The following is a 14,791-nucleotide window of genomic DNA, read 5'->3' as shown; positions in this document are numbered from 1 at the left end:
TGCATTCATCAACCGCCAAGGGACGCACGAGGAATAACCGATGGGCCACGAAGAGTTCATGTCCCAGGAGGAGGTCGATGCCCTGCTCAAGGGCGTCACCGGCGAATCCGACACCGAAGCCGAACAGAGCGAACGCACGGGAGTACGCCCGTACAACATCGCGACCCAGGAACGGATCGTCCGGGGCCGGATGCCCGGCCTCGAAATCATCAACGACCGCTTCGCGCGCCTGCTGCGCGTGGGCATCTTCAACTTCATGCGGCGCTCGGCGGAAATTTCCGTCGGCCCGGTGAAGGTGCAGAAGTACAGCGAATTCACCCGCAACCTGCCGATCCCGACCAACCTGAACCTGGTCCACGTGAAGCCGCTGCGCGGCACCTCGCTGTTCGTGTTCGATCCGAACCTGGTGTTCTTCGTGGTCGACAACCTGTTCGGCGGCGACGGCCGGTTTCATACCCGGGTCGAAGGGCGCGATTTCACGCAGACCGAGCAGCGCATCATCATGAAGCTGCTGAACCTGACGTTCGAGCACTACACCGCGTCGTGGAAAAGCGTGCGGCCGCTGTCGTTCGAATACGTGCGCTCGGAGATGCACACGCAGTTCGCCAACGTCGCGACGCCGAACGAAATCGTCATCGTCACGCAGTTCTCGATCGAGTTCGGCTCGACCGGCGGCACGCTGCATATCTGCATGCCGTATTCGATGATCGAGCCGATCCGCGACGTGCTGTCCTCGCCGATCCAGGGCGAGGCGATGGACGTCGACCGCCGCTGGGTGCGGGTGCTGTCGCAGCAGGTGCAGGCGGCCGAAGTGCAACTGACCGCCGACCTCGCCGAGGTGCCGGTCACGTTCGAACAGATCCTGAACATGCGCAAGGGCGATGTTCTGCCGGTCAACATCCCCGAGAAGATCACCGCCAAAGTGGATGGGGTGCCGGTGATGGAATGCGGCTACGGAATTTTTAATGGTCAGTACGCGTTGCGGGTCCAGAAGATGATCAGCGCAGCCGACACGATGAAGGAAGGTGGATATGAGTGACCTGAACGCAAGCGCCGAAGCGGAACTGCCCGCCGGCGGCATCAGCGCCGAGGAAGAAGAAGCGGCGATGGCCGACTGGGCGAGCGCGCTCGCCGAGCAGAACGGCAACGCCGAAGTGAATCCGGCCGCCGCTGGCGTGTTCCAGCCGCTGTCGAAGGTCGAACCGACCACGACGCACAACGACATCGACATGATTCTGGACATCCCGGTCCAGATGACGGTCGAACTCGGCCGCACCAAGATCGCGATCCGCAACCTGCTGCAACTCGCGCAGGGCTCGGTGGTGGAACTCGACGGCATGGCCGGCGAACCGATGGACGTGCTGGTCAACGGCTGCCTGATCGCGCAGGGCGAAGTGGTGGTCGTCAACGACAAGTTCGGCATCCGGCTGACCGACATCATCACGCCGTCCGAACGCATCCGGAAGCTGAACCGATGAAACGCGTGGCCGGTCGCGGCGTGCTGGCGGCGTCGCGCGATGTTTTTCTGTTGCAACGGCTTGGCGCTGAGAGCGCCATCCGCGCCGCACGCGCGGTTTGCTCGGCTGCCGTGTTCGGCGCGGCCGCATGGCTGGCGCCGGCGGCCGCCCATGCCGCCGATATGAACGCGGTCAACCACGCGACGCAGATCGCGTCGGGCGTCGGCGCGGGCAGCGCGGTCCCGGCGCTCGGCGTCGGCGCGGTGCTGCAAACGCTGGTCGGCCTCGCGGTCGTGATCGGTCTGGTGTTCGGTTGCGCGTGGCTCGCGCGCCGCTTCGGCGTGCAGTCCGGCCAGCGCGGCGGGCTCGTGAAGACGATCGGCGGCGCATCGCTCGGCGGCAAGGAGCGCGTCGCGGTGGTCGAGATCGGCGACACGTGGCTCGTGCTCGGCGCGGCCCCCGGCAACGTGCGGCTTTTGCATACGATGCCGGCCGGCTCGGTCGCGGCCGAAGCCGTCGCGGGTACTTCCGCGCCGCTGTCGGGCAATTTCGGTCAACGCTTTCGCGACGCCTTGAAAGGCGAAGTGGGCAAACGTTTCAACGCGCACGGCGGCGGGGAGCGGTGATGCAGTTCAGTTTCATGCAGTTCGATGGCCACGGCGTGCTTGCGCGCGCAGGCCGTGAAGCTCGGATCGCGCGGTTCGTCACGTTGCTGCATCGCGTGGTGCCGTGGCTGCCGCTCGCGCTGGCCGCGCTGCTGTTCGCGCTGCCGGACGTCTCGTTCGCGCAGACCGCCGGCCTGCCGGCGTTCAACACGAGCCCCGGCCCGAACGGCGGCACGACCTACTCGCTGAGCGTGCAGACGATGCTGCTGCTCACGATGCTGTCGTTCCTGCCGGCGATCGTGCTGATGATGACCAGCTTCACGCGCATCATCATCGTGCTGTCGCTGCTGCGCCAGGCGCTCGGCACCACCACGACGCCGCCGAACCAGGTGCTGACCGGCCTCGCGCTGTTTCTCACGCTGTTCGTGATGGCGCCGGTGCTCGACAAGGCCTATACCGACGGCTACAAGCCGTTCTCCGAAGGCACGATCACGATGGACCAGGCGGTCTCGCGCGGCGTCGCGCCGTTCAAGACCTTCATGCTGCGGCAGACCCGCGAAAGCGATCTCGCGCTGTTCGCGCGCATCTCGCACGCGGCGCCGATGCAGGGGCCGGAAGACGTGCCGCTGTCGCTGCTGGTGCCGTCGTTCGTGACCAGCGAGCTGAAAACCGGCTTCACGATCGGCTTCACGATCTTCATTCCGTTCCTGATCATCGACATGGTGGTCGCGAGCGTGCTGATGTCGATGGGGATGATGATGGTGTCGCCGGCAACCATTTCGCTGCCGTTCAAGCTGATGCTGTTCGTGCTGGTGGACGGCTGGCAGTTGCTGCTCGGCTCGCTCGCGCAGAGCTTCGTCTGACCTTCACCGTATTTTCGAGGCACTCACGATGACACCCGAAGCAGTGATGACGCTGGCCCACGAGGCCATGTACATCGGCCTGATTCTCGCCGCGCCGCTGTTGCTGGTCGCGCTGGTGGTCGGTCTGGTGGTGAGCCTGTTCCAGGCCGCCACGCAGATCAACGAGTCGACGCTGTCGTTCATTCCGAAGCTGCTCGCGATCGCCGCGACGCTGGTGATCGCCGGCCCGTGGATGCTGACGACGATGCTCGACTATCTGCGCCACACCTTCAGCGCGATTCCGACGCTGGTCAACTGAGCGCGCGCGCTCTTACTTTGCTGTCCTTGCGATGTTCACGGTCACCTACGCGCAACTGAACCTGTGGCTGACCGCGTTCCTGTGGCCGTTCGCGCGGATCGCCGCGCTGATCGCGACCGCGCCGGTGTTCGGCAACGCGTCGATGCCGGCGCGCGTGAAGATCGGTCTGGCCGCGTTCACGACGATCATCGTCGCGCCGACCATCGGCGCGCTGCCGCAGGTCACGGTGTTTTCCGCCGACGGCGTGTGGATCATGGTCAACCAGTTCCTGATCGGCATCGCGCTCGGCGTGACGATGCAGATCGTGTTCCAGGCGATCGACGCGACCGGCTACTTCATCGGCCTGGGCATGGGGCTCGGCTTCGCGACCTTCTTCGACCAGCAGGCGACCGGCTCGGGCGTGGTGATCTCGCGCTACATGACGACGATCGCGTCGCTGGTGTTTCTCGCGGTCGACGGTCATCTGCAGATGCTGGCGGCGCTGGTGACGACGTTCCAGTCGGTGCCGGTGACGGCCAACCTGCTCGCGCCACACGGCTGGCAGGTGCTCGCCGGCTGGGGCGCGACGATTTTCTCGGCGGGTTTGCTGCTGTCGCTGCCCGTGGTCGTCGCGCTGCTGATCGCTAACCTCGCGCTCGGCATCCTGAATCGCGCGGCGCCGCAGATCGGCGTGTTCCAGATCGGCTTTCCGCTGACGATGCTGGTCGGCCTGCTGCTCGTGCAGCTGACGCTGCCGAACATGATTCCGTTCTTCGTGCGGCTGTTCGATAGCGGGATCGATGAAATGGGGCGGGTCGCGGCGGCGTTGAGGTAAGTGGGGCTGCGAAGCGGGCGGGGCTCGACAGCCTAGCGCTTGCCGGGCCGCTCGACGGCCACCACGTCGACCACATCCGCTTCGTTCGCGGCCGCGTCGTGCGCGGGCGCATCCTCGGCGCCGCTTTCCAGCCGATGCAACCACGCGAGCAGTTCGGCGACCGCCTGATACAGCTCCGGCGGAATCCGCGCGTCGAGATCGACCTGCATCAGCAGCGACACCATCTCGGGCGCCTCGTGCACATATAGGCCCGCTTCCTTCGCGCGCTGCACGATCATCTCGGCGAGCAGCCCGTAACCCTTCGCGACCACGCGCGGCGCGGGTTCGCCGCCGTGGGCGTCGTAGACGAGCGCGGCCGCGCTGCGGCGATGAGTGCGGCTCATCAGATCTCCCAATCGAAGTCGTCACGCGCGGGGCTTGAAGCGCCCGGCGGGTTGCGCGGGTTTGCAGCGGTGGGCGTGGCAGATGCGGCAGAAGCAGCGGAGCCCGCGGCCGCCGAGCGCACATAAGCGGACGCCGCCTGGGTCGCCGCCGCGCCGCTCGCGGCTCCCGGCATCCCGCCGCCGATCTCGCGGATCGTCAGCCCCTGCAAGTCGAGTCCCGCCGCCGCAAGCCGCATGCGAAAGCTCTCGCCCTGGCCTGCAAGCCGCGCCGCGCCCTGTGGGCTCGCCTGCACCCGCGCGCTCAGGCGCGTGCCGGTGAGGATCAGTTCGGCGTCGACGGTGCCGAGCGTCGGCAGCGACAGCGTCAGGCGCGTGCGCCACGGCTGATCGTCCTCGCTCGCGAGGCCGCCGCCGCTGCGGTCCCATTCGTCGCCGTCCTGTTCGACCGTCCAGTCGAGCCGCGCGCCGGGCCACGCTTCGCCGCTCCAGCGGAATTGCCCGGTCGCCAGCAGATCGAGCTGCTGGCGCACCAGCGGCACCGTCGCCGGATGCACGGCGGCCGCCAGTGCCTGCGCGTTTTGCGCGGAGCTAGAGTCGGCGTTGGGCGCGGCGCCGCTGTGCAGACCCGTATGCGGGGCCGGCCCGCTCAGGTCGGACATCGAACTGGCCAGCAGTTCGCCCGCCGCGAGGCGCGCGGCCTGCGCGGTCAGGATCGACGGCAACGGGTGCGCGCCGGCATTGTGTTCGGACGATGGGCCGTTCGGCGTGCCGGCTTGCATTCCACCGGGCGTTCCGCCCTGGGCGCCATTCGCGTTGTTGCCGTTGCCGCTGCCGGCCATCCCGCGCGGCGTTCCATCCGCTGTGGCCCCGGTCTGGCCCGGCCAGCCGCCGGCGCTCTGCGCGGCGGTATCGCCGGTCGCTCCGGTCGCGCTGTTCCAGCCCGGCGGCAGCGGCGAGCCGGCGACGAGGCGGTTTTGCGCCTCGCCCGCGAGTTCGGCCGGCGTGCGTTGCCCGCTCAGCCACGCGGCCAGATGCGCTTCGTAGAACAGCCCGCTGTCGCCGACCGTGCGTTCGAGCGCGGCCGCGAGCGCCGCGACCGGCACTTCGGCGGCGGCCACGCGCGCGGCGGCAGCGGTCGCGCTAGCGTTCGCGTTTGCAGTCGAGGCGTTGGGAGTGGAAGCAGAGGCGGCGGCGGGGGCGGAGCCCGCCACGTCGAGCGCGGGCGCGGCCGGCCAGATCGGCGTCTGGCCGAGCACGGCGGGCGTCGCGTCGCCGCCTGAACCGGCGATCGCGTTCAGCGTCATGGCGACCGCCGACAGCGCGGTCTGCGCTGAAGCCGCCGGTGCGGGAGTGGTGTTGGGGGTGACGGTGGCCGGTGCGGTATCGACGCCGGTCGCGCCGGTCTGCGAAGTGGCCGTGGAGCCCGGCGCGATGTTCAGCAGGCTGTCGATCCGGCTCGAAAGCACCGAGGCGACCGAATCGATTCCGTTCATGCCGGTTCCCTGGACGCATCGGCGTCAATGCGTCCGATGCCTTGATTTCTCTGTCAGCGCGCGCCGTACATTTCCTTGAGCACGCGCGTCGGCCGGCCGGCGAACAGCGCCGACAGCGTCGCCATGCGCGGATTCGCGAGGTCCCGGATCGCGGCGTCGTCGGCGAGAATCTGGCGGATCAGCGCGTACTTGCGCAGCCGCTCGGCTTCGTCGAGCTTCACGCCGTCGTCGGCTTCGCGCAGCGCGTCGACCAGGTGCCGGTACTCTTCCTGCAAGTGGGCGAGGTCGCTCCACAGCGCGCGCCGGGCCGCCATCAGCATCTGGCAGGACAGCGCGGCAACCGCCTCGTAGTGGGCAAAATATTCTGCGTTCGATGTCATCTCAGGCTTTCCGCGGCTGGCTGGGCTGCCATCCGCGCGACCTCCGGGGCAATCCCGACCCATGCCTCTTCGAGTGTGGCGAGCAGACGGTCGACTTCCACCAGCATCGTCTCGCTCTGACTGATATTCGCTTCCAGCAAACGGCGCGAAATGTAGCTGTACAGCGCGTTCAGGCGCGCCGCGATTTCACCGCCCACGTCCAGATTGAGCGAGGCCTGCAAGCCGCTTTCGACGATCCGGATCGCCTTGCTGATCGCCATTCCGCGCTCGGCCACATTGCCCTGCTGCAGATGCATGCGCGCCTGGGCGACCGCCTGGCGCGCACCCTGGTACAACAACACGATGAGACGATGCGGACTTGCGCCCATCACGGCCGTCTCGACACCCACGCGTGCATATGCGTTGGCTCCAGCGTGTCCCGGGGAAAACATCGGCGCTCCTCCTGTTGATACTGACTGCGGTTGATTCGTGGCATGGCCGTGGCGCGTGCTTGCGTGCCGACGTGGCCTGTAAGCTGGTTATCGGATAGCCGGCGACAAAGCTTTAGGCCGATGTAAGGAGGAGCGAGGAAGCGCGCGCCGATGCGCGGCGAGGCCGCCCGGCGACGTGCCGGGCAGCCTGCGAACCGGTGCTCCTTGGCGGCGTCGCGCGGACGCCGCTCAGACCGACATCTGCGCGATGTCGTTGTAGGCGGAAACCAGCTTGTTGCGCACCTGCAGGCCGAACTGGAAGCCGATGTTGGCCTTCTGCATGTCGACCATCACGTCGTTCAGCGACACGTTCGACGAGCCCAGCTCGAACGCCTGCGATTCGCTGACCGCGGTCTTCTGGTCGCTGCTGATCTTGTCGAGCGACGCTTTCAGCGCCGACGCGAAACCGGTCGGTGTGGCCGCGCCGGACTGTTCCGCCGCCGCTGCCGGGGTCGTGCCGCCGGCGGCCTGCGCCGCCATCGCCTGCATCTGTTGCAGCGCGGACGATAGCGCGTTCACGGGCATGCTCATGTTTTCTCCGTTGATTGATTCACCGGCGTGCGGACAGGCGCACCGATCTGGCTGAAAGCATAGCAAGCGGCCCCGTCGCGAAAGTCCCGAAACTAGGGGGGAAACCCGGCTCTATTCAAGCAATCGGCGGCGGCCGCGCCCCGGATAATTTCGACGGTGAAAGTCTCTGTCCGTCCGCCCGCCGAGCCCCGGCGCGCGGTGACGGCAGAACGCCAAGGCATCCCCCGGAGAAACCCGACGCATGGATTCGTCAGCCAACTCGTTGATCAACCCCGACGCCCGCATGGGGCTCGCCGGCGCGCAGCCCGCGCCCGGGCAAGCCGCCGGCCAGGCGGGCGCAGCCGACCCCGGCGGTCTCGGCGGCTTCGGCGCCATGGGCGGCAACCTCGGTCAGCGTCTGTCCGGCCTCGCGCAGATGCGCGGCAACCCGCGCGCGCCGCTGGTGTTCGCGGTCGCGCTGCTGGTCGCGGTGGTCGCCGGCCTGTACCTGTGGTCGCGCGCGCCGGACTACAAAGTGCTGTACAGCAACCTGTCGGACCGCGACGGCGGTTCGATCATCGCCGCGCTGCAACAGGCGAACATCCCGTACAAGCTGTCCGACAGCGGCGGCGCGATTCTGGTGCCGTCCGAACAGGTGCACGAGACGCGTCTGCGGCTCGCGTCGCAAGGTCTGCCGAAGGCCGGCTCGGTCGGCTTCGAGCTGATGGACAACCAGAAATTCGGCATCAGCCAGTTCGACGAACAGATCAACTATCAGCGCGCGCTCGAAGGCGAGCTGGAACGCACGATCGAATCGATCTCGTCGGTGAAGTCCGCGCGCGTGCATCTGGCGATTCCGAAGCCGACCGTGTTCGTGCGCGACAAGGAGTTGCCGTCGGCGTCGGTGCTGGTGCAGCTGTTTCCGGGCCGCGTGCTCGACGAAGGGCAGGTGGTCGCGATCACGCACATGATCGCGTCGGCGGTGCCGCAGATGCCGGCCAAGGGCGTGACCGTGCTCGACCAGGACGGCAACCTGCTGACCCAGCCGAGCAACGGCACCGGTCTGGACGCGACCCAGCTGAAGTTCCGTCAGCAGATCGAACGCAATACGCAGCAGCGCATCGACGCGATCCTCGCGCCGCTGTTCGGCTCGGGCAACGCGCATTCGCAGGTCAGCGCGGATATCGACTTCTCGCACAGCGAGCAGACCTCGGAAAACTACGGCCCGAACGCCAATCCGCAGCAGGCGTCGATCCGCAGCCAGCAGAACAGCAGCGCGACCGAAATGTCGCAAGGCGGCGCGTCGGGCGTGCCGGGCGCGCTGTCGAACCAGCCGCCGCAGCCGGCGTCGGCGCCGATCGTCGCCGGCAACGGCGCGAGCGGTGTGACCACCACGCCGATCAGCGATCACAAGGATTCGACCACCAATTACGAGCTCGATAAGACCGTGCGTCATATCGACAGCCCGATGGGCGGGATTCGCCGGCTGTCGGTCGCGGTGGTCGTCAACTACATGAAGGTCACCGACGCGAAGGGTCACGTGACGATGCAGCCGGTCAGCGCCGACAAGCTCGCGCAGATCACCCAGCTGGTGAAGGACGCGATGGGCTTCGACGCGCAGCGCGGCGACTCGGTCAACGTGGTCAACAGCGCGTTTTCGACCGACATCGATCCGGACGCGAACCTGCCGTGGTGGCGCACCCGCGACATGCTCGCGCTCTACAAGCAGATCGCGACCTATCTCGGGATCGGCGCGGTGGCCCTGTTCCTGTATTTCGTGATGGTCAAGCCGGCGCTGCGCCGCGCGTTTCCGCCGCCGCCGGAGCCGGTCGCCGCGCTGCCGTCGCCGGACGAGCCGATCCTGCTCGACGGCATCCCGGCCGCCGAACGCGACGGCGCGGTGGTCGAGATCGACGCCGATCCCGAGACGCTCGCGCTCGAAAACGCGAAGCACAAGTATGAAAAGAACCTGGAGTTCGCACGCAGCATCGCGCGCCAGGATCCGAAGATCGTAGCAACCGTCGTCAAGAACTGGGTGTCCGATGAGCGCTGAAGGTGTGATGAAAAGCGCGCTGCTGCTGATGTCGATCGGCGAGGAAGAGGCGGCGCAGGTGTTCAAGTTCCTCGGGCCGCGCGAAGTCCAGAAGATCGGCGTCGCGATGGCCGCGCTGAAGAACGTGACCCGTGAACAGGTCGACGAGGTGCTGCAGGAGTTCGTCAAGGAAGCCGAACAGCACACCGGCATGTCGCTCGACTCGAACGAGTACATCCGTTCGGTGCTGACCAAGGCGCTCGGCGACGACAAGGCCGGCGTGATCATCGACCGGATCCTGCAGGGCAGCGATACGAGCGGGATCGAAGGCCTGAAGTGGATGGACTCCGCGGCGGTCGCCGAGCTGATCAAGAACGAGCACCCGCAGATCATCGCGACGATCCTCGTGCATCTGGACCGCGATCAGGCGTCGGAAATCGTCGCCTGCTTCACCGACCGGCTGCGCAACGACGTGCTGCTGCGGATCGCGACGCTCGACGGCATCCAGCCGGCCGCGCTGCGCGAACTCGACGACGTGCTCACGGGCCTGCTGTCCGGCAGCGACAACCTGAAGCGCAGCCCGATGGGCGGTATCCGCACGGCGGCCGAGATCCTGAACTTCATGTCGAGCAACCACGAGGAAGGCGTGATCGAGAACGTGCGCCAGTACGACGCGGAGCTCGCGCAAAAGATCATCGACCAGATGTTCGTGTTCGAGAACCTGCTCGACCTGGAAGACCGCGCGATCCAGCTGCTGCTCAAGGAAGTCGAGTCCGAGGCGCTGATCATCTCGCTGAAGGGCGCGCCCCCGGCGCTGCGCCAGAAGTTCCTGTCGAACATGTCGCAGCGTGCGGCCGAACTGCTCGCCGAAGACCTCGACGCGCGCGGCCCGGTGCGGGTGTCCGAAGTGGAAACGCAGCAGCGCCGCATCCTGCAGATCGTGCGCAATCTCGCCGAGAGCGGCGCGATCGTGCTAGGCGGCAAGGCGGAAGACGCATATGTCTGATTCGAACTCCTCGGCGAAGGCAAGCCTCTCGGCCTACCAGCGCTGGGAGATGGCCTCGTTCGATCCGGTGCCGCCGCCGCCTCCTCCGCCGGAGCCCGAGGTCGACGACGGCGCCGCGTTCGAAGCCGAACTCGAACGCCTGCGCGAAGCCGCGCATGCGCAGGGCGTCGCGACCGGCCACGTGGCCGGCCAGGCGCTCGGTTATCAGGCCGGTTACGACCAGGGCCATGCACGCGGTTTCGAGCAGGGCCAGGCCGAAGCGCGCGAACAGGCGATGCAGCTCGCCGCGCTCGCGCAGACCTTCAAAACCGCGCTCGACGGCGCGCAGTTCGCGATTTCCGAAACGCTGGTCACCCTCGCGCTCGATATCGCGCAGCAGGTGGTGCGCCAGCACGTGCAACATGATCCGACCGCGCTGATCGCGGCCGCGCGCGAAGTGCTGGCCGCCGAGCCGGCGCTGACCGGCGCGCCGGCGCTGATCGTCAGTCCCGCCGATCTGCCGGTGGTCGAGGCGTATCTGCTGGACGAATTGCAAACGCGCGGCTGGACCGTGCGTACCGATGCCGCGGTCGAACGCGGCGGCTGCCGCGCACAGGCCGGCAGCGGCGAAGTCGATGCGGGGATCGAGACGCGCTGGCAGCGCGTCGCGGCCGCGCTCGGCAAGGTGAGTACATGGTGAAGCCGACTCTCGAAGAAATCCGCGCCAGCGATCTGACGCCGCTCGAACGCGAACTCGCGTTGGCGTCGTTCGGCGCCGAGGCGCTCGCGCACGAGGCCGACGGTGGCAGTCTCGCGGAACTCGAGGACGCGATTGCGGCGGCCAGCGAGGCGGCGGGGGCGGCGGGTTCAGGGAGTTCGGATACGCATTCGCATTCTCGGGCGGGTGGCCGGAAGGCTGGCGGTCGCGGTGGCGTGGCCGAGGCGGCTGCTGAGCCTGCCGAGGCGGCCAAGGCCGGCGGCGGCCGTGGTGCCGATCGCGCCGGCAACGCTGATAACGCTGGTAGCGCTGGTAACGCCGATGGCGCAGCCGAGGCTGAGAATGCCGGGCACGCCACGAAGGCCCGCCATGCCAGCCACACTGCCGCCCACGTGCCGCCGCCCGCTCCCTACGATCCGGCGCTCGACGCCAATCCGCACATGCAGGCATGGCGCGGCCAGCTCGACGCGCTGCGCGCGCGCAATGCGATCGCCAAGCCGCTGCGCGCCTGCGGGCGACTGACCCGCGCGGCCGGTCTGGTGCTCGAAGCGGTCGGGCTGCGGCTGTCGGTCGGCGCCGAGGTGATGATCGAATTGCCGCCCGGCAGTTCGCTGCCGATGGCCGAAGCCGAGGTAGTCGGCTTCTCGGGTGACAAACTGTTCCTGATGCCGACCACCGAAGTGATCGGACTGTTACCCGGCGCGCGCGTTTATCCGCTCGAAAGCGCGCCGATCGACGATCCGCTGGCGGGCGCGAAACGTCTGCCGGTCGGCTGGGAATTGCTCGGCCGCGTGCTCGACGCGTCCGGCCGGCCGCTCGACGGGCTTGGCCCGCTCGGCACCCGCACCGATGCGCCGCTGTCCGCGCCGGTCATCAATCCGCTGAACCGCGAGCCGATCCACCAGGTGCTCGACGTCGGCGTGCGGGCGATCAACTCGCTGCTCACCGTGGGCCGGGGCCAGCGGATGGGCCTGTTCGCCGGTTCGGGCGTCGGTAAATCGGTGCTGCTCGGCACGATGGCGCGCTATACCAACGCCGAAGTGATCGTAATCGGGCTGATCGGCGAACGCGGCCGCGAAGTGAAGGAGTTCATCGAGCAGATTCTTGGCGAGGAGGGGCTCGCGCGCTCGGTCGTGATCGCCGCGCCGGCCGATGTGTCGCCGCTGCTGCGGATGCAGGCGGCCGCGTATTCGACCTCGCTCGCCGAATATTTCCGCGACCAGGGCAAGCACGTGCTGCTGCTGATGGATTCGCTGACCCGTTACGCGATGGCGCAGCGCGAGATCGCGCTGGCCGTGGGCGAGCCGCCGGCGACCAAGGGTTATCCGCCGTCGGTGTTCGCGAAGCTGCCGGCGCTCGTCGAGCGCACCGGCAACGGGCCGGCGGGCGGCGGCTCGATCACCGCGTTCTACACGGTGCTGACCGAAGGCGACGACCAGCAGGACCCGATCGCCGATTCGGCGCGCGCGATTCTCGACGGCCACATCGTGCTGTCGCGCTCGCTCGCCGAGGCCGGCCACTATCCGGCGATCGATATCGAAGCGTCGATTAGCCGGGCAATGACCGCGCTGATCGACGATAACCATCTGAATAAAACGCGTATGTTCAAGCAGATGCTGTCGCGCTACCAGCGCAACCGCGATCTGATCAACGTCGGCGCGTATTCGAGCGGGCGCGACGCGGTGCTCGATCGCGCGATCGCGTTGTATCCGCGGATGGAGCAGTTTTTGCAGCAGGGCTTTCGCGAGTGCGCGAATTTCAAACCGAGCATCGACATGCTGAACGCGCTGTTCGCGTGAGCGTGCGCCGGCTGGCCCGCCGTATGCTCAAACACCTACCTGAACCGGCCCGAGGAGGCTGACGATGGCGAAACATTTCCCGATCAAGACGCTGATCGGCCTCGCGCAGGACGACGTCGACGCCGCCGCGCAGCGCCTGGGCCGCGCGCAGCGCGAGCGCAACGACGTGGCCGCGCAGCTCGACGCGCTGGTGCAATACCGCGACGAGTATCACGCGCGTTTTACCGAGAGTGCGCAGTCGGGCATGCCGGCCGGCAATATGCGCAACTTCCAGGCCTTTATCGACACGCTCGATGCCGCGATCGACCAGCAGCGCAACCTGCTCGCGAACGCGAACGCGCGACTCGAAGCCGCGAAGCCGGAATGGCAGCGTCAGAAGCAGAAGCTCGGCTCGTATGAAGTGCTGCAGGCGCGCGGCGAGGCGGCCGAGGCCAAGGTGATCGCACGCCGCGAGCAGCGCGACGCCGACGAATTCGCGGCGCGCGTGCTGCGCATGCGCGCCGAGGGCGCGTAACCACTCATGGGACCGGCGCGCGGCGCACAGCCGCGCGCGTGCGGGCCTACCCGTTTCATCGATTGGCAGGATTCCTTATGTCCCTTCTTTCACAGATCGGCTCGCAGCTGAGCTCGCTGCTCGGCGCGGGCGGCGATTCATCGAGTGGCGCGGCCGCTAGCGCGGCAGCCAACGCGATACCGTTCGCGCAGACCTTGCAGCAGAGCATCGACCAGCAGAACAGCGCGGGTGCGCAGAGCGCGAGCCGGGACGCGGATTCGGCGGCGGCGCGGGCGTCGGCTTCTGCATCTTCGGGCTCGGCTTCGGGTTCGAGCGTGCACGATCTGGCGAAGGCTCCGTCCGCGTCTGATCGTGCGAACAGCAAGCAGAGCAGCGGTACGTCGTCGTCGGGCACGGATAGCTCCGCTGCGGCGACCGCGCATGTCCGGCACGCGGCGAACAGCGCGCAGGCGAAGCAGGCCGATGACAAAGCGCAGAGCGACGCCGGCGCGCTGGCTGCCGCGGCTGCGGCCGTGCAGGCGCAAGCCCAGGCCGCCGCGAACGGCGCCGATACGAATAGCACCGCCACGACCGACCTCACCGACGCGGCCACCGATGCGCTGAGCACCGTGGCGGGCGGCGTCGCGAACGCGCTGACCGGGAGCGCGGCGAGCGCGAAGGGCACGATCGATCCGAAGACGCTGCAGGATGCGTTGCACACGGCGCTGGCCGCGTTGTCGGGTGGCCAGGGAGCGGTGCCCGCGCAGGCGCTGGCGGCCGGGGCGGCAACCAAGGCCGCGACGACGGCGGGCGGCCTCGCGAGCGGTAAGAGCGGGTTGAACAGCGGCGGCTCGGATGGCAAGACGCTGACGAGCGGCCTGTTCGGCGACGCGAAGAGCGGCGCGAGCCACGCGACGACGACGGCCACGGCTGCGGCGACCGCGTTGGCCGATCCGTCGACGGCAAAAACGGCCGCCGACGCATTGACGGCGGCAGCGGCCAGCGGCGGCCAGGCGGACACGCTGGCCGCGGCGCGCAGCGCGGCCGACTCGGCCAGTGCAGAGCTGGCCGCGACCCAGGCGGCGGCGAATGCCGCTAGCACGACCGCGGCGGCGCAGAGCACCGGTAATGCGGGCGCGGCGGAGGCGGCATCGAATGCGTTGGGGCCGCAGGTCGGCACCAGCGACTGGGAAGAGGCGCTGAGTCAGAAGGTGGTGTTTTTGTCGAACGCGCACTCGCAGAGCGCCGAGTTGACGTTGAACCCGAAGGATCTCGGGCCGTTGCAGGTGGTGTTGCAGGTGGCCGATAACCATGCGCACGCGCTGTTTGTTTCTCAGCACCAGTCGGTGCGGGAGGCGGTGGAGGCGGCGTTGCCGAAGTTGCGCGAGGCGATGGAGTCGAATGGGATCGGGTTGGGGAGCGCTAGTGTGAGTGATGGGTTTGCGCGGCAGAGTGGGCAGCAGAGTGCGGGGGCTGGGGCTGGGGCTGGTT

At 68.0% G+C, this 14,791-nt stretch carries 17 protein-coding genes; 12 read left to right on the top strand and 5 right to left on the bottom strand.

The annotated features are described in order from the left end of the window. The first annotated feature begins 40 nt into the window (after positions 1 to 40). Genes fliM through fliR form a run of 6 tightly spaced genes read left to right on the top strand, consistent with a single transcriptional unit; the run spans position 41 to position 4,037 of the window. Positions 41 to 1,039 (top strand): flagellar motor switch protein FliM, encoded by a 999-nt coding sequence (gene fliM / locus BTH42_RS22590; RefSeq protein WP_075303390.1) that lies wholly within the window; start codon positions 41 to 43, stop codon positions 1,037 to 1,039. After that, positions 1,032 to 1,478 carry a flagellar motor switch protein FliN gene (gene fliN / locus BTH42_RS22585; protein WP_075303389.1) on the top strand — a complete coding sequence of 149 codons (447 nt, stop codon included), beginning with the start codon at positions 1,032 to 1,034 and terminating at the stop codon, positions 1,476 to 1,478. The genes fliM and fliN overlap by 8 nt, the downstream gene beginning before the upstream one ends. Then, positions 1,475 to 2,083, top strand: coding sequence for a flagellar biosynthetic protein FliO (gene fliO / locus BTH42_RS22580; RefSeq protein ID WP_083654867.1), 609 nt, complete (start codon positions 1,475 to 1,477; stop codon positions 2,081 to 2,083). Before fliN ends, fliO begins: the two co-directional genes overlap by 4 nt. Further along, entirely contained in the window at positions 2,083 to 2,925 is an 843-nt protein-coding gene (gene fliP / locus BTH42_RS22575) for a flagellar type III secretion system pore protein FliP (protein WP_075303388.1), read from the top strand. Before fliO ends, fliP begins: the two co-directional genes overlap by 1 nt. A gap of 28 nt (positions 2,926 to 2,953) precedes the next feature. Then, on the top strand, positions 2,954 to 3,223 hold the full coding sequence (fliQ, locus tag BTH42_RS22570; RefSeq protein WP_075303387.1) for a flagellar biosynthesis protein FliQ: 270 nt from the start codon (positions 2,954 to 2,956) through the stop codon (positions 3,221 to 3,223). A 31-nt stretch (positions 3,224 to 3,254) separates the two neighbouring features. Continuing rightward, entirely contained in the window at positions 3,255 to 4,037 is a 783-nt protein-coding gene (fliR, locus tag BTH42_RS22565; RefSeq protein ID WP_075303386.1) for a flagellar biosynthetic protein FliR, read from the top strand. 32 nt (positions 4,038 to 4,069) lie between these two features. Here the strand turns inward: fliR and BTH42_RS22560 are convergent, their stop codons facing one another. From BTH42_RS22560 to fliE, 5 genes are all read right to left on the bottom strand, one after another. Continuing rightward, entirely contained in the window at positions 4,070 to 4,420 is a 351-nt protein-coding gene (locus BTH42_RS22560) for an EscU/YscU/HrcU family type III secretion system export apparatus switch protein (protein WP_075303385.1), read from the bottom strand. Next, a complete protein-coding gene (locus BTH42_RS22555) occupies positions 4,420 to 5,913 on the bottom strand; it encodes a flagellar hook-length control protein FliK (protein ID WP_075303384.1) in 1,494 nt (497 codons plus the stop codon). Before BTH42_RS22555 ends, BTH42_RS22560 begins: the two co-directional genes overlap by 1 nt. A gap of 53 nt (positions 5,914 to 5,966) precedes the next feature. After that, on the bottom strand, positions 5,967 to 6,293 hold the full coding sequence (locus BTH42_RS22550; RefSeq protein ID WP_075303383.1) for a flagellar protein FliT: 327 nt from the start codon (positions 6,291 to 6,293) through the stop codon (positions 5,967 to 5,969). Beyond that, the gene (gene fliS / locus BTH42_RS22545; protein WP_075303382.1) at positions 6,290 to 6,724 is read right to left on the bottom strand and encodes a flagellar export chaperone FliS; all 435 of its coding nucleotides are present in this window, start codon (positions 6,722 to 6,724) and stop codon (positions 6,290 to 6,292) included. Before fliS ends, BTH42_RS22550 begins: the two co-directional genes overlap by 4 nt. Before the next feature lie 228 nt (positions 6,725 to 6,952). Then, the gene (fliE, locus tag BTH42_RS22540; protein WP_075303381.1) at positions 6,953 to 7,294 is read right to left on the bottom strand and encodes a flagellar hook-basal body complex protein FliE; all 342 of its coding nucleotides are present in this window, start codon (positions 7,292 to 7,294) and stop codon (positions 6,953 to 6,955) included. A 241-nt stretch (positions 7,295 to 7,535) separates the two neighbouring features. On the opposite strand from fliE, the gene fliF reads away from it, so the two are divergent. The 6 genes from fliF to BTH42_RS22510 all read left to right on the top strand — a co-directional run. Next, positions 7,536 to 9,326 (top strand): flagellar basal-body MS-ring/collar protein FliF, encoded by a 1,791-nt coding sequence (gene fliF, locus BTH42_RS22535; RefSeq protein WP_075303380.1) that lies wholly within the window; start codon positions 7,536 to 7,538, stop codon positions 9,324 to 9,326. Beyond that, the gene (gene fliG, locus BTH42_RS22530) at positions 9,316 to 10,311 is read left to right on the top strand and encodes a flagellar motor switch protein FliG (RefSeq protein WP_075303379.1); all 996 of its coding nucleotides are present in this window, start codon (positions 9,316 to 9,318) and stop codon (positions 10,309 to 10,311) included. Before fliF ends, fliG begins: the two co-directional genes overlap by 11 nt. After that, on the top strand, positions 10,304 to 10,990 hold the full coding sequence (gene fliH / locus BTH42_RS22525; RefSeq protein ID WP_075303378.1) for a flagellar assembly protein FliH: 687 nt from the start codon (positions 10,304 to 10,306) through the stop codon (positions 10,988 to 10,990). Before fliG ends, fliH begins: the two co-directional genes overlap by 8 nt. Beyond that, on the top strand, positions 10,984 to 12,807 hold the full coding sequence (gene fliI, locus BTH42_RS22520) for a flagellar protein export ATPase FliI (protein WP_143752170.1): 1,824 nt from the start codon (positions 10,984 to 10,986) through the stop codon (positions 12,805 to 12,807). The genes fliH and fliI overlap by 7 nt, the downstream gene beginning before the upstream one ends. A gap of 64 nt (positions 12,808 to 12,871) precedes the next feature. Beyond that, on the top strand, positions 12,872 to 13,321 hold the full coding sequence (fliJ, locus tag BTH42_RS22515) for a flagellar export protein FliJ (RefSeq protein ID WP_075303377.1): 450 nt from the start codon (positions 12,872 to 12,874) through the stop codon (positions 13,319 to 13,321). 77 nt (positions 13,322 to 13,398) lie between these two features. Further along, a partial coding sequence (locus BTH42_RS22510) for a flagellar hook-length control protein FliK (protein WP_075303376.1) occupies positions 13,399 to 14,791 on the top strand: 1,393 nt, incomplete at its 3' end.

The sequence above is a fragment of the Burkholderia sp. SRS-W-2-2016 genome, assembly GCF_001931485.1.
In the GTDB taxonomy this organism is placed as follows: Bacteria; Pseudomonadota; Gammaproteobacteria; order Burkholderiales; family Burkholderiaceae; genus Paraburkholderia.
Note: the sequence above shows the minus strand (reverse complement) of the source record. Positions and strands in the feature narration are given on the sequence as shown.